Raw genomic sequence first — 19647 nt, 5'->3', positions numbered from 1 at the left:
AGGTCGAAACGGAACGGCTGGCTGATGCCTTCGGTGCCGGTGAACGACAGGACTTGCAGGTCGCCCACGTAGTCTTCGACCGTCAGGCTGAAGTGCGTTTCGTTAGCTGGGTTGAACATAAAGTGCTCCCTGTTCGAATGTCATCCGTTACGCCCGCAGTCGCAAACGCTGCAGCCAGGACGAAGTGGCGCCCAAGGCGTCACGCAATTGGTCGGCAGTGATGGTGCGCTCTGCCGCGTCAAAGGCCAGCGCGGTGCGCAGCGCGGGCCAGCAGTGTTTCGGCAGATTTGCCGGGGCTTGCAGTTCGCGATCCAGGTGTTCGTCACGGGCCTGGGTCGAGGGCAAGCGGCGGAACGGGTGTTTGCCGCCCGCCAGTTCATAGATCACGCAGGCCACGCCGTACACGTCCGCGCTGGCCGACAGCGGTTGGCCCTCAAGCAGTTCGGGGGCGGCGTAGCCCGGGGTCCAGGCGTTGAAACGCTCGCGGCTCAGGTGCGGCAGGCCGGGCAGGATGCCCTCCTCGGCCTGCCCGAGACCGAAGTCAAAGAGGCGCACGCCGTCTTCGCTGAGCATGACGTTGCTCGGTTTCATGTCACCGTGCAGCACGCCGCGACGGTGGGCGTAAGCCAGCGCGTCGAGCAGCGGCAGCGCGATGTCGCGCAGTTCTTTCCACGGCAGGCCCAGTGGCCGCTCGCAGAGCAGTTTGTCCAGGGTCAGGCCACGCATGAGTTCCATGGTGATGAAGGCCCGCTGGCAATCGGTGTCCACTTCGAACGTGTGCGGTCGCAGCACATTGTCGTGGCGCAGGCGTCGGGTCAGGGCGAACTCGCTGTAGAGCAAGGCACTGGCATCCGGCGACTCGGCAAATTCTTCGCTGAGGATTTTCAGCGCAATGTAAGGATCGGGATCGCCGAACTGCTCGTGCAGGAGATCCCGGGCCCGGTAAACCGCACCCATGCCACCGGCCCCGAGCAGGCGCTCGAGGTGGTAGCGGCCTGCCAGAACATCCGGCAGTGCGCCGACGCTGGCCTTGGTTGGCGCCAGCGGGGGTTCGGCGTTGTGCTGCTTTGCAAAAGCGAAATAGGTCAGGTTGTTGGCCTGCTCCTCGCTCATCAGCAAGTCATCGACTGAGGATTCGATTTCAGTCATTGGCGGATCACCACGGCCGTCATATTGTCCCGTGCGGCGCCCCGCAGGGCACCGTCGAACAGACGTTCCAGCGCCACATGTGGCGCCGCCAGGCTGAGGGCGTTGCCGAGGGCATCGCTGCTCAGGCCTTGATACAAACCATCGCTGCACAGCAGGAACACATCGCCCGGATACACCTCGAGCTCCAGCACATCCAGCGTCAGTTGTTCCGCCGCGCCCACCGCCCGGGTCAAGGCCTGGGCTGCCGGGTGCGCCGCTGCCTGTTCGACGCTCATCTGCTGCTCGTCGATCAATTGCTGTTGCAGCGAGTGATCCTTCGACAGCTGATACAGACGCTGCCCGCGCCACATATAGCAACGGCTGTCGCCGGCCCAGATGCAGGCCGCGCGATTGCCTTCCACCAGCAGCGCCACGACGGTGCTGCCCATGATGCTGTCGTGACGCCCGGCGGTGACGGTCAACTCCTGCCCCAGGCGCCGGTTCAGCCAGTGCAGGCACTGGCGGATGGCTTTGAGGCGTTCGTCGAAGTCTTCGTGCTGCGGCAGTTCAGCCAGGCTGGCGACGATCAACTGGCTGGCGATGTCGCCACCCTGATGACCGCCCATGCCGTCCGCGACCACCCACAGCCCATGCTGCGGGGTGTCGAGGAAGGCATCTTCGTTGCGCGACCGCACCTTGCCCGGGTCGGTTCGCGCCGCGCTGCGCCAGGGACTGGCCACCAGCATCAGAGCTGCACCGGCATACGGAAGGTGCGCAGCACGCCCATGTCGAACGGGTTCGGCGTGCGCTGGCTGGTCAGCAGGTAGTTGGCGCGCAGGCCACCCACGTCGGCTTTGAGCACCAGCACGTCGCGACCGGTCAGGTACTCGGTCTGCATCAGGTCGAACAGACGGAACAGCGACCACGGGCCGGAGTTCTTCTCGATACCGATCGGGCGCCCGGCCATCTTGTCCATGACCAGACTGGTGCGACCGTCTTCAGCATCGGTCGGCCACTTGAAGCTCATGGGCAGGATCGGACCGTGGCGGTACTCCATGGTCTTGTCGCCGAACTTGAACTCGGAACGGCTGACCGCCGGATCGAGGGTGTACGGTTCCAGCTTGAACTGCACGGTCGGCTCGGCCGGGTTGATCGAGAAGAAGCTCTGGCGAATGTTCAGGGCCGCCGCCATCTGATCGAGGAAGACCTTGGACACCGGCAGGCTGCGGCCGTCGACGCTGCGCATCCGGTAGTTGCCCGGATCACCGCTGACGAACGGACGCATGTAGCTGTCGAAGAAGCGGTCGATGGTGCCTTGAGCCCGGAAGAACTCGCGGAAATCGCTGATCGCCACATCGCTGGTGCTCGAGGCGCTGAACGGGTAACGCTTGTTGATGGTTTTGCCATACACGCTGTACAGCTCGTTCTGATAACGGCCGTTCAGGTATTGGTAGGCATCGTTGAGCACCAGGCGCCACGAGTCTTCGGCCAGCACGTTGAACCACACGCTCAGCGGACGCGGCAGACGACCGGACGCATTGCGCAGATTGGTCAGCGCATCACGCTGGCCGCTCATGCGGGTCTTGGCCAGTTCGAACGCGGCTTGCTCCGGTGTGCTGGAACGGGCAAGGCCCGCCAGTTGCAGTTGCAGGTCGTTGAGCGCGGTAAAGGCCGGGGTCAGGTCAGCGGCCGGCCCGTTGTTGTCGTCGAGCAGTTTATGCAGCGGCTCGAAGCGACGTTGCAGGGACTTCTTGGCCGTGTCCGGCAGGTTCTTCGCCACGTTCATGGCCGCAGCCTTGTCCGTCAACGCCGAAGCGAGTTTGCCGACCTTGCCCAGTTTGCCCTTCTGCCCCGCCAGCGCATCGGCAGCGTCACCGGCTTCATCCACCGGTTCAGGAGCTGCCGGGAAGCGGGTGTTCTCACGCACTTCGGTCAGCAGCGCCAGCACCGGCGAGTTGGCCGAGGTCAGGCCCGCCAGTTGCTCGGCGCCTTCACCGGCATCGCTGATCGGCGGCAGCGCCACCTGGCCAACGGCCTCGCTCCAGTAGTTGGCATAGTCGCGGAAGTACAGTTGCTCCAGCTCGACCATCAGGCGACGCAAGTCCATGTCGCTGATGCCGGCGCCTTCGCCCAGCACCCAGTTGTCACGCAGGATGTCGGTCACCAGCGATGCGCCTTGGACCGAGAAATACTGCTGATAGCCGGTCTGGGTGTAGAAGCCCGGAATCACGTATTCAGTGCCAATGAACAGCGAGCCCTGCGGCCCGAGGTGCTGGCTGAAACGGTAATCCGGCAGGTTGCGCGCCTGCTCGCGGAGCATGCGGTAAACCACGGTCGCCAGCGACTCGCTGCGCAGGATCTGACGCGCCTGGGCCACCAGTTGCTCGTTGAGCGGATAGATAAACGGCTGCTGCAACAGACGCTCGAGGTGCGTGTTCAGACCGTTCTGCACCGCGGTGTTGCCGGTGTAGCGCTGCGACCAGTCCGCCGCGATCCAGTCCTTGAGCCATGCCGCGTCACGACGATCCTTCATGTTCAGCATCAGGTACGCGCGCAGGCTGTTGATCAGCTTTTCGCGGTCCTTCATGTTGGCGCGGATCTGGCCTTCAAGCATCGTTGCAACGCGCGGCAGCAGTTGCTTTTCAAGCTCGTGCTCGTAAGCCTCCTTGACCACCGGATTGACGTCCTGGCCCTGATACAGCCCCATCCGCTCGTGGTACGCAGCGTCGCCCTTCTTCGGGAACACCTGGGTGGCAGCGTAGCTGGTGTCGAGGGTTTTCAGTGCGCCCATGGCGTCATCGCGCGGCGACAGTGCCGTGCGTTGCTGCGTCCAGTTCTGCGCCAGATTGCGCAGGTTTTCCAGACGCTCGTAGTTGGCCGAGAAACCTCCGGCCCAGAGCATGCCGAACAGGACTAGCGCACCCAGTGCGCCGACGTACAACGCACGCTGGCCCCAGTGGATGCGGCTGCGCTCGCGCTTGTCCAGACCGGCCAGATCGGCCTCGGGGAAAATCACCCGGCTGAGCAAGTGATGGATGAAACGCGAACGACCGCTGCGCAATGTCGGCAGCACGCCGGCGCTCATGCCCAGACTCGCGCCGATGCCGGCGGTGGTCGAATCCATTTCCTGAGTCAGGTGCGGTGCGCTGGTCAGGTAGAAACCACGCAGTTGCGTCGCACGCTGGTAGCGGTTGCCGGTGAACGCCATGTCGACCAGCAGGCACAGACGCTCGCCGATCTGGCCCATCTGGTGCGGGAAGTCGAGGATGCGGCCACGGCGCTGGGTGTCGCGCTCGGAGTGCATGCGCATGATCACCTGGCTGTTGAGGCGACGCAGCAGCTCTTCGAACTCGTTGCGCAGCACCGTCACGTCGGTGCCGACCTGATCCTTGCGGAAACTGGTGCCCAGCACCTGATCGCTTTCTTCGCGGGTCAGTTGGTCGAAGAACTCGTCAAAGCCCAGCAGCTTGTCGGCCTTGCTCAGCACCAGATACACCGGAACATCGACGTGCATCTTCTGATAGACGTCTTGCAGACGCGCACGTACCTGGCGGGCCAGGGTTTCGATGTCCTGTTCGCTGCCACCGGTCAGGGTTTCCACCGGAATGGTCACCAGCACGCCGTTCAGCGGACGACCGCGACGACGCTTGCGCAGCAGTTCCAGCAAGGTGGTCCAGGCGCTGCCGTCGACTTCCGCATCAGGCTGGGTCAGGTAGCGGCCGGCGGTGTCGATCAACACACCGTGGTCGGCGAAGTACCAGTCGCAATGACGGGTGCCGTGGGTGTCGCGGGTCAGCTTGCGGTCGATCTTGTTGATCGGGAATTCCAGCCCGGAGAAGTCCAGCAGGCTGGTCTTGCCGCTGGCCTGCGGGCCGATCAGCAAGTACCACGGCAAGTCATTGCGCCAGCGCTCGCTGCGGCCGCGGTACAGGCTCGAAGTCTTGAGGGTTTTCAGGGCGTCCTTGAAACGCTCCTTCAACTCTTTCTGCTCTTCGTCGATCAACTCTTCGCGGCGGATACGGTCCTGGCCGTCTTCGGTTTCTTCGACGGCTTTCTTGCGGATACCGGCGCGCCAGCTGACGAAGACCATGGTCAGGCCCCAGATCAGGAACAGCACGCTGATGGTCAGCAGACGCGAAGTCGCGCTTTCCCAGAACTTGTAGTCATCCACTGCCAACAACGGGCCGACGAACCACACCAGCAGCGCCACGAACAGCACCAGCAGCAAGGTCCAGACCCAGGTCTGGCGCAGGAAGGCGCCGACTTTCTTGAAAAACTTTTTCATCACACGTCCCTGTTTACGGCTGCGACTGCGGCTGAACCGCGGCCGGATCAAGCGGCTGATAAGGTTGCAGAACGGTGTCGCGCTGCTCGCCCAAGACCCAGGCGAAGCCCGAATACATCATCACCAGACAGACGAAGGTGAACAGCACCACCATCCACGCCGGCACGATGCGCACCAGATTGCGGCGCTGATCGTTGAGGCCTTCCCACTGCGGCGACAATTCGCGCGGCACGTCGCCACGCAACTGACGGATCTGGCGGTACAGGGCGTCGCGGATGCCTTCGAGTTCCAGCATGCCGCGCGCCTGCACGCGGTACTTGCCCTCGAAACCGAGGGACAGGCACAGGTACATCAGCTCCAGCATCGGCAGGTGCTTGACCGGGTTTTTCGACAGCCGATCGAGCAGCTGGAAGAACTTCTCGCCACCGAAGGTTTCGTTGTGGAAGCTGCTGAGCAGGCTCATCTGCGACCACTCGCTTTCGTTGCCCCACGGCGTGGTCACGACGGCTTCGTCGACCACGGTGCAGAGCACATAACGGGCGGCCATCACCTGGCTGCTTTCGGCGCCGTTGTGCAGGGCCCGCACTTCGAACAGCTTGAGCCCGGCGGTCAGGCGCTCGTTGAGCGCGTAGAGGTCTTCGCGGGTTTCACTGTGCTTGAGACGCACCACTTCCGACAGCAGTTCGGAGGACGCCGCCACCAGCGAATTAAGGCTGATGTTGAAGGCTTCCGCCGGGCGCAGGCGCGCGGCGTAGATCATCCGTTCTTCCAGTTGTTCGAAGCGCGGTGGCGCGGCGAAGTCGGTCAGCGGACTCGCCGCCGGGCCATGGCCCTGACGGTCGAGCAGGACGGTTTTGTCGTCCTGGTTGTGTTCCATGTCCTTGATCATGTCGGTCAGTTCCTGATGGCCCAGAATTTCAGTTCAAGCTCGGCGAATTCGCCGGACACGTGGAACGCGAAGCCGCCGGAGCGCTCGAGTTGTGCCAGGTCTTCGGAACTGAGTTCGAGGATGAAATAGGTTTTGTTGGAGTGGAACGCGATCTGCCGCGGGGCCACCGGCAACGGTTTGACCTTGATCCCCGGCAGGTGCAGGTTGACCAGTTGGCGGATGCGCTCCACCGGGCCGACCTTGAGGTGCGCAGGCAAGCGATTGCGCAGTTCTTCGGAGTCGCAGTTGGCACTGGCTGCCAGCACGAACGACGCCGAGCCCAGCAGTTTGTGGTCGTGCAGCGGCGACACGATGATCCCGTACTGACGCGCTTGCAGGATCAGTTCGATGGCGTGCTGTTCCAGCACCATCGACAGTACCTGACGGATCGACTCCATCAGTTTGCGGAAGCTCGCGCCCTGGTCGGCGTGGGAGTAACGGCTGTCCAGACGCGGGCGTTTGCTGTCGCTGGAGAAGGTCGCCAGATCGCCGAGCATGGTCAGCAGCGTGCGGTACAACTCTTCCGGGTGAACCTGCTCCAGACCCAGGTAGTGGCGCAGCAGCAGTTCGGTGCGGTTGATCAGTTGCAGCATCATGAAGTCGCCGATTTCCGCGCCGCCGACCTTGCCGTTCGAACGGATGCGCTCGGCAATGGTGTCGCCCCGGTGACCGAGCATGCTGATCACTTCTTTCAGGCACGACAGCAGGTAGCTGGAGGCGTGGGCCTGAATGTAGGTCGGCACGAAATCCGGATCGAGGCTGATCACGCCGTCCGGCGTGGTGTCGAGCACGTCGCAGATCTTCAGCTTCACGTAGGCCTGGTCGCTCTGCTGCTCGCCGAGCAACAGCTTGAAGTCCGGGCGACCGCAACTGACCTGGCTGGCGGAATCATCACCGGCGTTGGAGTCGGCGACTTCGGCGTCATACGCGGTGTAACGCGCCAGCACGTCGGACTGCTCCGGGCGACGGGCCTCGATGTGGTTACCGGTAACCAGTGGCAGCGCCAGGTAGATCGGCGTGTTGCCGGTGTTCGGCGGCACGTCCAGCGCCAGCGGTTCGGTGTTGCCGCCGAGTTCGAACAGGCTGCCGTCCGGCAGGATCCCCGAGGCTTCACTGATTACCAGTTTGCCCATGTTGAGGAACTGCAGGTCGATCTCCAGATTCAGGAACCCCCAGGTGTAGCCGCCCAGCAACCGGGTGCGGGTCTTCATCTGGTGATCGTAGTAGCGGTCGTTGTGCTGGAAGTGCTGCGGACGCAGCAGCATGCCTTCCTGCCAGATGACTTTATGGGTATTCATGATCAGTCATCCGCCTTGGCGAGCACTTCGTTGGTCTTGCGGATACCGGCCTGATCCAGGGTCAGATCGGCTTCGGTGACTTCCAGCGGTGTGATCGGGAACGTGTGGCGCCACTTGGTTTCCGGCAGGTCGCGGTACGCGGCGAGGATGCCGATGAAGCGGCTGCCCTCCTCCACGCTGAGTTTCAGTTCCACGGTTTCACCCGGGCGCAGTTCGAGTTCTTCGCTGGCCACCAGATCCGGGTTGAGGGATTCCTTGGCGCGCTCGTAGAGGCTGAAGAAATCGGCGTTCTCGAACGTCACCGGGTGCTTGAGTTCGAACAGGCGCACCACGATCGGCGACGGACGACCGTTGAGGTCCGGGTTCAACTGATCGCTGCCGGTCAGCTTCAGGTTGATCTTGGTCACTTTCGAATACGGCGACAGCGACGAGCAACCGGCGAGCAGCACCAACAGGGTGAGCGCGGTCAGCGTCTTGAAAAAAGCGGTCGAGCGGCGAGACATGCGCATCATCCTTGGTGGTCGGTGTGGAGGGTGGAGATCAGGCGGATCTGTTCTTCGTAGGCCTGGGCGAAATCGCGGGCCAGCAGGCGCTCGCTCCAGTCGTCGTCCTGACGCAGCGCATGGTGGTAACGGTTGAACGCTCTCCAGCGCCCGCCAGCGGTGGCGAGCAACGGCTTGTTGTCACGCTCGAAACGCAGGGTCAACTGCTCCGGCGAGAAGTGCTCCAGAGTGCCGCGCACCGCCGCGCGGCTGGCGGTCAGCAGCGCCACCTGATGCGCCTGCAAATCGCGGAACGCCCGGGAGATCGCCTGCTCGGCCGGCAAATGGCCCGGCTTGTGCGGTTGCAACAGGATGTCCAGCGCTTCGCTCGGATCGACGGCGAATTTCAGCGGATTCTTGTTGGTGCCTTGCACGGTGGTCTGGGCCAGACGCAATTCGTTCTTCAGCTCGGAACGGGTGCGCAGGCTCTGTTGCAGACCGCCGATGCTCTGGCGCAGCAGACGTGCAGCGTTCAGCGCGAGGGCTTCACGCTCGTCGTGGCTGAGGTTCTTCACGTTCACGCCGAGGGCCGCGCCGAATTTATCCCAGAAGGTTTCGCTCTGACGCTCGACCGCTTTCGGTGCCGGCGCAGGCTCAGGCTTGGGCTCGACGATCAGCTCCGGCACCATCAGGCTTTCCATGTCGATGCGCGCGTAGTCGGCGCGCTGACGGGAGTCTTCAGGATCGGTAACCGGCGCGAGCATCTCCTCGAATTCCGAGTACACGCGCTCTTGCTGCTCCAGCGACTTCAACGGGTCGAGGTCGAGGAACGCGTCGTCCGGAATGATGGTGCCGGCGGCACGTGGCACGCCGACTTCACCGTCGAACGTCGCCGGGTCGCGCACCAGGCGCGCGCGAATCTCGAAGTCGCCCAGCACGTAGGTGCTGCCGTGCTCGATGCGCACCGGTTCGCCCTTGTGCAGGCGTGCGCCGCTGTCGCCGTCCTGAACACCGTTGCTGCTGGTGTCGGTCAGGAAAAACGTGCCCTCGCGATAGCTGACAATCGCGTGGTGATTGGACAAGTGACGCTTGCGGTCCGGGATGATCCAGTCGCAGTCCTCGCCCCGCCCGATCACGCCGCCGGCCTGTTTGAAGGTCCGCTGGCACAGCTCGGTGGGCACGAACTGCTTGGTGTTCAGCATTTCGAAAACCAATTCCATGTTTGATGCTCCTTGCGGTCACTTGCCGCGATTGACCGCCTGCGGATCACCCAGCGGGCGGTAATCGTTATCGTTGAATTTGTAATTGCCGCTGCAACCGCCGAGGCCGCATAGAACGACGAGGGTCAGCAGGACAGCGTGCCAGTGACGAACAGACATCAGAGGGTCTCCAGGTGTAGACAAAGCACAAAGCGCCGACCCTTGCGGGCGGCGCTGAAAAAGGTTTTCGAGGTGAATCCGACGGACTTTCGCCTACCCATCGAAATCACCCAGATTGATGTTCAAGCGACCGAGCCGGTACAGCAGCGTGCGTCGCGGCAAGCCCAGTTCCCGGGCGGCGAGCGTCTGGTTGCCGTCGTTCTTGCGCAGGCAATCGAGCAGCAGATTGCGTTCGACCGCTTCCAGTCGTTCGCGCAAATTGAGGCCGCAGTGGTCTTCCGACGCCGGCGCCGATTCCAGGCGCAGCGAGAAATGCTCGGCCAGCAACTCGCCGCCCTCGCACAACAACACTGCGCGTTCGACCAGGCCTTTGAGTTCGCGCACGTTGCCGGGAAAGGTGTAGCCGGACAGGTGTTCAAGCGCCGCGTCCGACCAGCGCACCGGATCACGTTGCAGGAAGGTGCAGGCCTTGTCGGCGAAGTGTTTGGCCAGGTCGAGGATGTCGCCTTCGCGCTGACGCAGGGCCGGCAACTCGATCGGAAATTGCGCGAGACGGTAGTACAGGTCTTCGCGGAATTTGCCTTCGCTGACCAGCACCGACAGATCGCGGTGCGTCGCGGCGATGATGCGCACGTCGATCTTGTGGGTGTCGTTGGAACCCAGCGGGCGGATCTCGCCTTCCTGCAACACGCGCAACAACTTGGCTTGCAGCGACAGCGGCATATCGCCGATTTCATCGAGCAACAGAGTGCCGCCGTTGGCCGCGTCGAACAGCCCGGCGCGGTCGCGATCGGCACCGGTGAACGCACCTTTGCGATAGCCGAACAGCTCGCTCTCCAGCAAGTTTTCCGGGAACGCCGCGCAGTTCTGCACGATGAACGCCTGGGACCGGCGCGGGCCGCAATCGTGGATCGCCCGCGCGACCACTTCCTTGCCGGTGCCGGTCTCGCCACGCAACAGCACGGTGTACGGGCTGTGCAGGACTTTGCTGATCAGCGAATAGGTCTGACGCATCGCCGCGCTCTTGCCGATCAGGCCATAGCCACTGGCACTCGGCAGGCTGCGCACGACCGGCGCGGCCGCATCCACTGGCTGGCGCAGACGCTGCAGCAGATGCAGCTGGCCAAGCACGAACGAGCCGAGCTGGCCGAGAGAATCGGCGAAGCCTTGCAGGTTGATATGTCGACGGCTGGCGCACAGCAACAGGCCTTCGACAGCCTTCTGCTGATTGACCAGCGGCACGCACAACAGCGACTGCCACGGCGTGGACGATGCCGGCAGAAAGCTGGTTTCGTGCAGGCTGCCGCCCAGGTCATCGAAGCTCACCACGCGGTTCTGGCACAGGGCGAACTGCAACAATTGCTCGCCGTTGTAATCCGCTGGCAGGCTCGCCGCGCTGCGCGGTTGCAGCACGCCGTCGAGGCATTCGGCGTTCATCCCCAGCGACGTGTGCGTGGCGTCCAGCAAGTACAGCTGCGTCAGTTCGCAACCGCTCAGCCCGGCCAGACCGCGCACGAAGTCACCCAGCAGCGCAGCACCGTCCGCCGCGCGCGACAGGCTGGCGAACTGCGCCAGCAAGGCTTCGGCATAGAGCAGTGGTTGCGGCACTTGAGTGAACATCACACTCACCTCAGGCGAACTCGCAGGTCACGCTGGCTTCACCGTCAAGCGTCGCATGCACGCGCTTGAGGCTTTCACCGGTGGCCATGGCGTCGAGCAAGCGGTCGGCCACCAGCGGCAGTACGTGCTGGTCGAGCAAGTGGTCGATCAGGCGTGCACCGCTTTCGCTTTGCGTGCAACGCTCGGACAGGTGATCGACGAGGTTCTGGCACCAGGTGAAGTCCAGCTGGCGACGGTTCAGGCGCTCGCCCAGACGACCGAGTTTGATTTCGATCAGTTCGCGCAGTACCGGACCGCCGACCGGGTAGTACGGCACCACTTTCATCCGCGCCAGCAGCGCCGGCTTGAAGTGTTTGCTGAGCACCGGGCGAATGGTTTCTTCCAGCACTTCGGCGGTCGGACGCGCACCGTCTTCGCAGAGGTCGCTGATCTTGTCGCTGCCCAGGTTCGAGGTCATCAGGATCAACGTATTGCGGAAGTCGATCTCGCGCCCTTCGCCGTCGTTGGCCACGCCTTTGTCGAAGATTTGGTAGAACAGATTGAGCACGTCCGGATCGGCCTTCTCGACTTCATCGAGCAGCACCACCGAGTACGGCTTCTGGCGCACGGCTTCGGTGAGCATGCCGCCCTCGCCGTAACCGACGTAGCCTGGCGGTGCACCGATCAGGCGGGAAACGGTGTGTTTCTCCTGGAACTCGGACATGTTGATGGTGGTGATGAAACGGTCGCCGCCGTACAGCAGGTCGGCGAGTGCCAGTGCGGTTTCGGTCTTGCCGACGCCGCTCGGGCCGACCAGCAGGAACACGCCGACCGGTGCGTCAGGCTTGTTCAGGCCGGCAGCGGTGGCGCGCATCGAGCGATCCAGGGCGTGCACGGCTTGTTCCTGACCCCGAATGCGGGTGCGCAGGTCGGTGGCGAAGCTGGCGACCTTGGCGTTGTGCTCGCGGGCCAGTTGCGCCAGCGGCACGCCGGTCCAGGCGCTGATCACTTCGGCCACCAGACGCGGGCAGACTTCGAAGCTGACCAGACGCTCCTTGACCTGAGCGGCGGTCAGGGCGCTGTGGGTTTCGTTGAGTTGCGCTTCCAGCGCTTCGACGCTTTGGCCTTCTTCAACCTCGGCAGCAACGGTTTCGATCACCGTGCCTTCGGCGTCTTCTTCAACAGTCACTGTCGGCTCGACCGCAGCGGCTTCACGGGCCTTGGCCAGTTGCTGACGCAGTTCCAGCAGGCGCTCGGCCAGTTGTTTCTGCTCGGTCCACTGGGTTTCCAGTGCGACCATTTCGGCTTCGGCTTCGTCCAGACGCGCTTCCAGTGCCTCCAGCGCTTCGTGGTCGATCAGCAGACCGGCTTCGGCATCGCGGCGCAGGGCCTGACGCTGACGGCCACCTTCAGCCAGTTCGCCACGCAGGCGCTCCAGGCTTTCCGGGGCGGCAGCGAGGCTGATGCGAACACGGGCGCAGGCGGTGTCGAGCACGTCGACAGCCTTGTCCGGCAGTTGGCGTCCGGCGAGGTAACGGGCGGACAGTTCCGCTGCAGAAACCACCGCGTCATCGCGCAGGTAGATGCCGTGGCTCTTCTCGTAGACCTGCGCCAGGCCACGCAGGATGGTCACCGCTTCGCTCACGGTCGGTTCGTGCAGCTGAACCGGCTGGAAACGACGGGCCAGCGCCGGGTCTTTCTCGAAGTATTTCTTGTACTCGGCCCAGGTGGTCGCGGCGATGGTGCGCAGTTCGCCCCGAGCCAGTGCCGGTTTCAGCAGGTTGGCCGCGTCGGAACCGCCGGCGTTGCCGCCCGCGCCGATCAGGGTGTGGGCTTCGTCGATGAAAAGGATGATCGGCTTCGGCGAGGCTTTGACCTCGTCGATCACGCCTTTCAGACGACGCTCGAATTCACCTTTGACGCTGGCACCGGCCTGCAACAGGCCCATGTCCAGCGACAGCAGCTCGACGCCCTTGAGCACTTGCGGCACTTCACCGGCAGCGATGCGCGAGGCCAGGCCTTCGACGATGGCGGTTTTACCGACACCGGCTTCACCGACCACGATCGGGTTGTTCTTGCGACGACGGGCGAGGATGTCGACCATCTGGCGGATCGCGCCATCGCGGCACAGCACCGGGTCGAGTTTGCCGTCGCGGGCCTGTTGGGTCAGGTTGTGGGTGAAGCGCTCGAGCAGCGATTCGCCCTGGGCGGCCGGTTTGCCGTTGGCCGCTGCCTGAGGCTGTTGCGACAGGGCAAATTCCTTCAGGCGATCAATGTTCAGTTTGGCCAGCAACGGCTGGTAGCGGCTGCCGGCGTAGCGCATCGGGTTGCGCAGCAGCGCGAGGATCAGCGCCGCGTCTTCGACCGAGGTCTGGCCCAGTTCAAGGTTGGCCACCAGCAGCGCGTCCTGCAGCCACTGCACCAGTTCCGGGGCGAACACCGGGTTGCGCGAAGCGCTGTGCTCGACCCGCGATTGCAGGGCGGCGCTCAGCTCGCCGGCATCAACATCGGCATCCTGCAGCGCGCGGGAGAGCAGACCGTTCGGGCGCTCCAGCAGGCCGAGCAGCAAGTCTTCGACCAGAATCTTGCTGCCGCCACGGGCCACGCAGCGCTCGGCCGAACGCTCCAGATCGCGACGGGTTTCGGCGTCCAGCGCCTGGATGAGTTGTTGCAGGTCTACGTTGATCATGGCTCACGTCCTTAATGAATTTTGCTGCCCAGGGTCACCACGCCGTCTGCTTTTTCGCAGCCCAGCCAACTGGTCCACCCCAGGCGACAGTCGTTCTTCTCGCCAATGCGCAGTTCGCGGATTTCTTCCGGGCGCAGCACCAGGCGAATGTCGTAATCGAGCGGGTCACGCAAGGTGAACCGCACCAGCGCGCAGAGCGGCTGGTAACCGAAACCGATGGGCAGGAATTCGTGGAAGCGTTCCCAGTCGAGTTCGGTGATGTGAATGCGGAATTTGCCGCTGCGATCGCGCACGCGTTCGCCCAGCACCAGGTCTTCACCCAGTACGCTGTTGGCGAAGCCGAGGCGGTTGCGCTGTTCTTCGAGGATTTCCACGCGGCGCTCGATGCACTGCTCGATGACCAGGTCTTCGTGCTTGAAGTAGTAACGCAGCACCGCTTCGATCAACGCCGCCGAGTGCGCCCGCAAGCTGAGCAGGCCGAGGTACGGCAGCAGGCGTTTCCAGTTCAGTTCCTTGGCCTTGCGAATCTCGTCGCCGCCGAGGCCGATCAGGGCGAACAGCTGCGAGGAAAACGGGTCGACCGCGCCGCTCTGGAAGCTCGCGCGGTAACGGTATTTGCGCCAGATCGGCAGCATCAGCCGTTGCAGGCGATGGTGGAACAGGTCGAGGAAGTTGCGCGTCGGGTTGCCGTCTTCGCTGTCGCCCAAGGCTTGCTCGCCATAGAACGCCGGCAGCGGCGAGCCGGAACCGACCAGACCGATCAGGTTGAACCGCAGGCGCGCACGCATCTGCCCGTGCTCTTCAAAAAACTCCACGCGATCGACGTCGCTGCGCGGAAATCCGAGGCTCGGGTTGGCCTGGAATTCCAGCTGGTCGTACAGATCGTCTTCGCTCAGGTACGGGTGCGCATCGCGCAGCCGGTCGATCACCAGCAGCACGGCCTGAAACAGCGAGTACTCGCGTATTACCTTCGTCAGCCCGCTTAAAGCAGGGGCTGCAGGCCCATACGTGGTGTCCATTGGTACACCTCTCCCTGTGTGCTTTTTACCCGCAGCTCATGGAATGAATTGAGACTGGCGTAAAGCGCGAAAAACTCGTTGAGAACCGAGGCGAAGACGAACAGGTCGCCTTCGCCGATATACCCTTCTGGGTCGATGGTCAGTTCGGTGCGCAGACCGCGCACCGGCAAACCACGGTGCAAGCGGTCCACGTGGTGATGCTTGATGTGCTTGAGACCGCCGAGCAGGCGTTTGCTGACCTTCTCCGCGTGCTGGTCGTAGTAGCGCGGCAGGTCGTAGGTTTCGAGAATCACCTTCAGTGCATTGACGTCGGCCAGCGACAGATAGTTAAGCGACATGTTGCTGATCAGCTTCCACAGGAAGTCACGGTTCAGCGGCGGCGCGAAACTGGAAGTGGCCGGGGTGATGTTGCGGAAACTCAGGAACTCCGGGGTCTCTTCGCACGCCATGCAGATCTGCCCGAGCTTGAGTTTGCGCGGCAGGTTCTGGTTGGTGCAGACCAGCTCGATCGACAGGGTTTCATGGGCTTCGGTGTGGCGGATGCCGAAGCTCAGGTAGGTGTCGAGGCCGTCGTGCAGCAGCGACGAACGCTGGCGGATGCTGTAATGCGGACGGCTGTTGGGCACGTCGAAACTTGGGTCGTGCTCGAAGGATTCGAACGGCACGTATTCCTGATAACCGAGGCCGCCGGGTTTCCAGCCAGTCACGGTCTCCACCGAGAACACGCCGCAGTTTTCCAGATCGTATTCGGCCGGCAGCAGCAGGTATTCATCCTGTTTGCCGTCGAGGCGGATCGGCAGTGCGTCGTGCTTGAACAGGTTGACGATCGGCGTGCAGAACAGCTTCACGTTATCCAGGGTCGGACGCATGCGCATGATGCCGCTCTTGCGGATGTCGAAGCGCAATTCCAGGCCACGCATCTGCTTGAGGGTGTCTTCCGGCAGTGCCTTGAGAATGTCCAGACCGTGGACATCGACGAACAGGAACTTGTCCTGGAAGGCAAAGTATTCCTGCAGATAGCGATAGCCGCGGAAGGTGTTCAGCGGATACGGGATCAACGCTTCTTCTTCGGCAAAGCCCACTGGTTTGACCCGGTCGCCCGGAATCTTGAACGCCATCGGCTTGCCGCTCACACCGTCGATCGGCTTGCCGGCGCCGTCGAGCGGGATCAGTTCGATGCCATCGAGGTTGCGCAGCAGGCTCAGGTAGAGCATCTGGCTGATGTAGCGCTCGCCGGCAAAGTGCAGGCGCAGTTTGCTCAGCTCCAGCTCGCCGAGGTGGCCGTCGGCACTCATCTCCAGGCGCAGGCTGAGCAGCGAACCGTCGCCCTTCACCGAGTAGTTGAGCGCGGCCAGATCCAGCGCCATGACTTCGGTCGGGTAGCAGGTGCGGAAGCGGCAGCGCACGTCTTCGATCGGCACGCTTTCGATCGGCGTGTCACGCTCGACCTTCAGCGCCGGCCCGGAACGCTTGAGCGGGTCGAACTGCAGAATGCTGAACGCCGGCAGCGGCCGCATGTAGTTCGGCCACAACAACTGCATCAGGGAATGGCTGAGCTCCGGCAACTCGTCATCGAGCTTCTGGCGCAGCCGCCCCGTCAGAAACGCAAAGCCTTCCAGCAACCGCTCCACATCCGGATCCCGCCCGGCCTGCCCCAGGAACGGCGCCAACGCCGGACTACGCTCGGCGAAACGGCGACCCAGCTGGCGCAGTGCGGTGAGTTCGCTTTGGTAGTAGTGGTTAAAGGACACGGGTTACCTGCCTGGTAGTGGAACTCATGGAATAACTGTCCTGTGGATTACGCTCGATACCTGACCTGATCATTGGATGGCACTCTCAGGCTGGTTCGGCTGGATGCGTCCAGCGATGTTTCTTGATACCCAGCGCAACTCGATGACTTGAGAAGCGAGGATTGCCAGCAAGGTGACGCAACCTTGAGCGACGCCATAAAACAAGGCTCTCAATGGGTTGTCGGGGAGCATCCAAAGCAGGATGAAGCCCACCATAAGGCTCAGAATCACCAGTTTGGCAACGAGGCTTGGAATCAGCGCAGCAATAAAATTGACACCGAGAAAAATGTAAAACATCGCGTAGCTGGCAATACCGATCGCGACCCCACGCGTGGTGAACCCGCCGTTCAGATGCTTGTAGGCATGTACTACTGCATTATTCAAAAACACGTAGGCCACACATCCGAAGGCATGGACAAACAGGCACATGGCGATACGGGAGTAGTTGCTCATGCTGGTCTCAGATTTCCGTACCACGATCCAAGGCCATGGATAGCTACAACAGCAGCCAAAACCGAGAGCGTTAGTGCGCGGTGAAGGCGTGAATTTCGAGCCGCCCGATGTGAGGCAGTCAGGAGCAATACAAAGCTCAACAAGGCCAGGCAGCCAAACAGATCACTGTCAGCAACACTGGCCAGATACCCCTGCAAACTCATTGCGTGCATGAATAACGCTCTCCAACTTTCTCAGGTAGCGAGGCCGCCTTTAAATCAGGCATCAACGACACTCTGAAACTATCCAACTTTCCCAGCCTTCAGAGCCTGGATAAACAATCATCTCTCCGCGAAACTCGGGTGCAATGCCGGGACTCCCCTCATCCCGCCAGAGATACCATTCTGATGTTTTTAGTAGATCGTTATTTTTTGTATAAACGCGATAAAAATACGGGCTGCTAAAGTACTTAAACGCACGACCAGCCACTACACCCAAAAAATTGTAATTCGGTGAATACGTTGCGATATAGCAGCTTCCTGAGTCATTCCAGTCAATGAAAAGAGGCTCCGCGGCCTTTGAGCTAAGCACCTTCAAGCCCAAAAGAACCAAAACTGGCACAAGCACGCACAACGAAAAAAGTAAAAAGCTCTTTCTAAGGGATGCTTTCATGGCATTGCCTTAGCTGATCGTTGCGAAAACTCTGCAAAATCTGCAGAGGTAAAACGATGATGAATGGATACAGGAATTTTCTTGACCGTAGAGTACACAAACAAATCACCACCCTTGCCAAGCTTGCTGCGGTAATTATTGTAACTATCGTTGGTCACTTTGAAGTAAACCTTCCCCTCAGATTCATATGTTTCTGGCGAAGTTAAATATGCAAAAATGCTCGGCCTGACAACGCCGTCGTGATTCCAATACCCAAGCAGTTGGTCGCTGCCATCTTCATTCAGAAACTCATATGTATCACGTACATAACAACCAATTTCTTCAATCGTTAATGTAGCAGCCATTTTTTTCGTCTTGGGTGTAGTGCTGAATTTTGTGACTGCAAATTTAATAACAAATCCACCCAATGTGCCGTACACATCATCCAATGGGTTATTCTTCTTTTCCGAAGTGGTAATCCCGATAGATCGAAAATTATATTGCGTAGCAGACTCCAGCATTCTTGCACTCAGGGCACTGTAGTCATGAGCACCCCTAGCAAGGTCCTGGTTAGCCTCATCAAGAACTCCAAGCGTTCTCATGCAAGTCATAAATTGCAAAAGCCCCGGTGCTAATTGCGTCAGTCCCTTTTGACGGCCAATAAGCTCATTGTATTGACTGGGGCTTGCGGCCTTCGCAATAAGCTCTTTGATGGTTTCACCTGTGTGGGGCGAGGAGGAGGTAAGCCATTCAAAATCCAAATCATCAAACAGTTTTTCTTGGGTGATCTTGTCAACGGCAAGACGTCCCCGCTTCTCACTTGAGGACATCACGAAAGGCGCACCGTCGAACCAACGCTGCATGATTCGAGCGCTTTCCTTCCAGCCCATTTTTCTCATCACACCTGGAATATCTGTGATCTGGAAATGATCGACGGCCGCTTCCGCTGGCTTCTTGTCAGAGGAAGGGGTGAGTTGAGCTGTTACAGGAGTGGGTGCCGGCATGTGATAGTCCCTTAAGCAATCACGAGCGAAGTCTGTTCTTCGACGATAAGCGTGACACTTTCAGCGAGGTGGGAAGCAATAGGCCTCGTTCGACCTTGTGCATCAGTAACGCCCCTGACCTCTTTACCGGAGGCTGTACGCAAGGTGTACGGCCGGTCAGCAACCGGTGCGCCGGTTCTAGGATTACGAACCACAAAGTGCTGACTAAACGGCCACTGAATCTCCACCGGCAACGGCGGCACAAACGGCGCCGGCGAATGCGAATTGCCGATAATCACCGTCCCGGATCCAGCCGTGACTTTATTGCCATGAGATCCAACCGAACCGACCGTGGCGGCCGGTTTGCCGTTGATCAGAACCGTCGTCGCCAGATCGCCGACCATCGCACCACCACACGCGGAGGCATCGCCTTCGCGGGCGGCCGGGAGGCCGTCGAAGAACACGTCGCCGGAACCGGCGGCAATCGGGTTGGTGCCGTGGCCGGGGAGCGGGCAAGCGGTGGGGTCGGATACGCGTGCTGCAGGTTTGCCAGACATCGGGGTTCTCCTTAGTTGACCTTCACTTGACCGCTGCCATCCAGGCGCGCGGCGAAACTGACCTGACGCTTGAAACCCTCGACTTCCAGCAGGCCTTCGATGCTGAAGGCCAGGCGAAGCTGATCGTGGTCACGCGGCAGGGAAATGACACGCACGTTGCTCAGGCGCGGTTCGTAGGCTTCGATGAAGCTTTCGATGGCCAGGCGGGCCTGACTCAGGGAGTCGTGCAGGCTCAGGCGCATGTCATTGAGATCGGGCAACCCGTAGTCGGACAGCGTTTGCACGCTGCCGGCCCGGGTGCTGAGCATTTTGGCCAGATGGGCAGCCACCGACGCCATGGCCGAAGCCTCGAGGCTCTTGCCCTTGCGCTGTTCCGCGTCGCCGTTGAGGCGCTCGAAAAGGCTGCCGTATCCGTCCATGAGTCGCT

The 19647-nt window shown here is 61.5% G+C and carries 17 protein-coding genes; all 17 read right to left on the bottom strand.

Annotated features, from left to right (window positions below):
- Positions 1-147: 147 nt before the first annotated feature.
- Positions 148-1149, bottom strand: coding sequence for a serine/threonine-protein kinase (locus C1X29_RS22555; RefSeq protein WP_102718405.1), 1002 nt, complete (start codon positions 1147-1149; stop codon positions 148-150).
- Positions 1146-1874, bottom strand: a complete 729-nt coding sequence (locus tag C1X29_RS22550; RefSeq protein WP_102718404.1) for a PP2C family serine/threonine-protein phosphatase — start codon at positions 1872-1874, stop codon at positions 1146-1148. The genes C1X29_RS22555 and C1X29_RS22550 overlap by 4 nt, the downstream gene beginning before the upstream one ends.
- A complete protein-coding gene (gene tssM, locus C1X29_RS22545) occupies positions 1874-5413 on the bottom strand; it encodes a type VI secretion system membrane subunit TssM (protein ID WP_102718403.1) in 3540 nt (1179 codons plus the stop codon). Before tssM ends, C1X29_RS22550 begins: the two co-directional genes overlap by 1 nt.
- Positions 5414-5426: 13 nt before the next feature.
- On the bottom strand, positions 5427-6302 hold the full coding sequence (gene icmH, locus C1X29_RS22540) for a type IVB secretion system protein IcmH/DotU (RefSeq protein ID WP_007954389.1): 876 nt from the start codon (positions 6300-6302) through the stop codon (positions 5427-5429).
- Positions 6303-6307: 5 nt separating this feature from the next.
- Positions 6308-7639: a type VI secretion system baseplate subunit TssK gene (gene tssK / locus C1X29_RS22535; protein ID WP_039765155.1), complete on the bottom strand. Its 1332-nt coding sequence runs from the start codon at positions 7637-7639 to the stop codon at positions 6308-6310.
- Between the two features lie 2 nt (positions 7640-7641).
- Complete coding sequence (tssJ, locus tag C1X29_RS22530) at positions 7642-8142, bottom strand: type VI secretion system lipoprotein TssJ (protein ID WP_011336587.1); 501 nt, start codon at positions 8140-8142, stop codon at positions 7642-7644.
- A gap of 5 nt (positions 8143-8147) precedes the next feature.
- Entirely contained in the window at positions 8148-9341 is a 1194-nt protein-coding gene (gene tagH, locus C1X29_RS22525; protein WP_102718402.1) for a type VI secretion system-associated FHA domain protein TagH, read from the bottom strand.
- A gap of 18 nt (positions 9342-9359) precedes the next feature.
- Positions 9360-9500 (bottom strand): hypothetical protein, encoded by a 141-nt coding sequence (locus C1X29_RS22520; protein WP_003229566.1) that lies wholly within the window; start codon positions 9498-9500, stop codon positions 9360-9362.
- A 93-nt stretch (positions 9501-9593) separates the two neighbouring features.
- A complete protein-coding gene (locus C1X29_RS22515; RefSeq protein ID WP_102718401.1) occupies positions 9594-11120 on the bottom strand; it encodes a sigma-54-dependent Fis family transcriptional regulator in 1527 nt (508 codons plus the stop codon).
- A 10-nt stretch (positions 11121-11130) separates the two neighbouring features.
- Positions 11131-13788: a type VI secretion system ATPase TssH gene (gene tssH / locus C1X29_RS22510; RefSeq protein WP_102718400.1), complete on the bottom strand. Its 2658-nt coding sequence runs from the start codon at positions 13786-13788 to the stop codon at positions 11131-11133.
- An 11-nt stretch (positions 13789-13799) separates the two neighbouring features.
- Complete coding sequence (gene tssG, locus C1X29_RS22505; RefSeq protein WP_039765146.1) at positions 13800-14807, bottom strand: type VI secretion system baseplate subunit TssG; 1008 nt, start codon at positions 14805-14807, stop codon at positions 13800-13802.
- Entirely contained in the window at positions 14771-16558 is a 1788-nt protein-coding gene (gene tssF, locus C1X29_RS22500) for a type VI secretion system baseplate subunit TssF (protein WP_011336593.1), read from the bottom strand. Before tssF ends, tssG begins: the two co-directional genes overlap by 37 nt.
- A 69-nt stretch (positions 16559-16627) precedes the next feature.
- A complete protein-coding gene (locus tag C1X29_RS22495) occupies positions 16628-17050 on the bottom strand; it encodes a hypothetical protein (protein WP_102718399.1) in 423 nt (140 codons plus the stop codon).
- Positions 17051-17314: 264 nt separating this feature from the next.
- On the bottom strand, positions 17315-17701 hold the full coding sequence (locus C1X29_RS29200; RefSeq protein WP_134021359.1) for a hypothetical protein: 387 nt from the start codon (positions 17699-17701) through the stop codon (positions 17315-17317).
- Positions 17698-18684, bottom strand: a complete 987-nt coding sequence (locus tag C1X29_RS22485; protein ID WP_085747933.1) for a DUF6402 family protein — start codon at positions 18682-18684, stop codon at positions 17698-17700. The genes C1X29_RS29200 and C1X29_RS22485 overlap by 4 nt, the downstream gene beginning before the upstream one ends.
- 11 nt (positions 18685-18695) lie before the next feature.
- On the bottom strand, positions 18696-19220 hold the full coding sequence (locus C1X29_RS22480) for a PAAR domain-containing protein (protein WP_102718398.1): 525 nt from the start codon (positions 19218-19220) through the stop codon (positions 18696-18698).
- An 11-nt stretch (positions 19221-19231) separates the two neighbouring features.
- Positions 19232-19639, bottom strand: coding sequence for a type VI secretion system baseplate subunit TssE (gene tssE, locus C1X29_RS22475; protein ID WP_064379801.1), 408 nt, complete (start codon positions 19637-19639; stop codon positions 19232-19234).
- Positions 19640-19647: the final 8 nt, after the last annotated feature.

Origin of the sequence: Pseudomonas sp. GW456-12-10-14-LB2 (assembly GCF_002884345.1) — a bacterium.
Classification (GTDB): Bacteria; Pseudomonadota; Gammaproteobacteria; order Pseudomonadales; family Pseudomonadaceae; genus Aquipseudomonas; species Aquipseudomonas paraglycinae.
The sequence above is the reverse complement of the archived record's forward strand: the minus strand, read 5'-3'. Positions and strand labels throughout refer to the sequence as shown.

Excerpts from the sequence above, each read along its gene's own strand:
- C1X29_RS29200 (WP_134021359.1), bottom strand. The coding sequence starts at position 17,701 with ATGAAAGCATCCCTTAGAAAGAGCTTTTTACTTTTTTCGTTGTGCGTG.
- C1X29_RS22480 (WP_102718398.1), bottom strand. The coding sequence starts at position 19,220 with ATGTCTGGCAAACCTGCAGCACGCGTATCCGACCCCACCGCTTGCCCG.
- C1X29_RS22550 (WP_102718404.1), bottom strand. The coding sequence starts at position 1,874 with ATGCTGGTGGCCAGTCCCTGGCGCAGCGCGGCGCGAACCGACCCGGGC.
- C1X29_RS22520 (WP_003229566.1), bottom strand. The coding sequence starts at position 9,500 with ATGTCTGTTCGTCACTGGCACGCTGTCCTGCTGACCCTCGTCGTTCTA.
- icmH (WP_007954389.1), bottom strand. The coding sequence starts at position 6,302 with ATGATCAAGGACATGGAACACAACCAGGACGACAAAACCGTCCTGCTC.
- tssJ (WP_011336587.1), bottom strand. The coding sequence starts at position 8,142 with ATGTCTCGCCGCTCGACCGCTTTTTTCAAGACGCTGACCGCGCTCACC.
- tssM (WP_102718403.1), bottom strand. The coding sequence starts at position 5,413 with ATGAAAAAGTTTTTCAAGAAAGTCGGCGCCTTCCTGCGCCAGACCTGG.
- tssH (WP_102718400.1), bottom strand. The coding sequence starts at position 13,788 with ATGATCAACGTAGACCTGCAACAACTCATCCAGGCGCTGGACGCCGAA.
- tssG (WP_039765146.1), bottom strand. The coding sequence starts at position 14,807 with ATGGACACCACGTATGGGCCTGCAGCCCCTGCTTTAAGCGGGCTGACG.
- tssK (WP_039765155.1), bottom strand. The coding sequence starts at position 7,639 with ATGAATACCCATAAAGTCATCTGGCAGGAAGGCATGCTGCTGCGTCCG.
- tagH (WP_102718402.1), bottom strand. The coding sequence starts at position 9,341 with ATGGAATTGGTTTTCGAAATGCTGAACACCAAGCAGTTCGTGCCCACC.
- C1X29_RS22495 (WP_102718399.1), bottom strand. The coding sequence starts at position 17,050 with ATGAGCAACTACTCCCGTATCGCCATGTGCCTGTTTGTCCATGCCTTC.
- C1X29_RS22485 (WP_085747933.1), bottom strand. The coding sequence starts at position 18,684 with ATGCCGGCACCCACTCCTGTAACAGCTCAACTCACCCCTTCCTCTGAC.
- tssE (WP_064379801.1), bottom strand. The coding sequence starts at position 19,639 with ATGGACGGATACGGCAGCCTTTTCGAGCGCCTCAACGGCGACGCGGAA.
- C1X29_RS22555 (WP_102718405.1), bottom strand. The coding sequence starts at position 1,149 with ATGACTGAAATCGAATCCTCAGTCGATGACTTGCTGATGAGCGAGGAG.
- C1X29_RS22515 (WP_102718401.1), bottom strand. The coding sequence starts at position 11,120 with ATGTTCACTCAAGTGCCGCAACCACTGCTCTATGCCGAAGCCTTGCTG.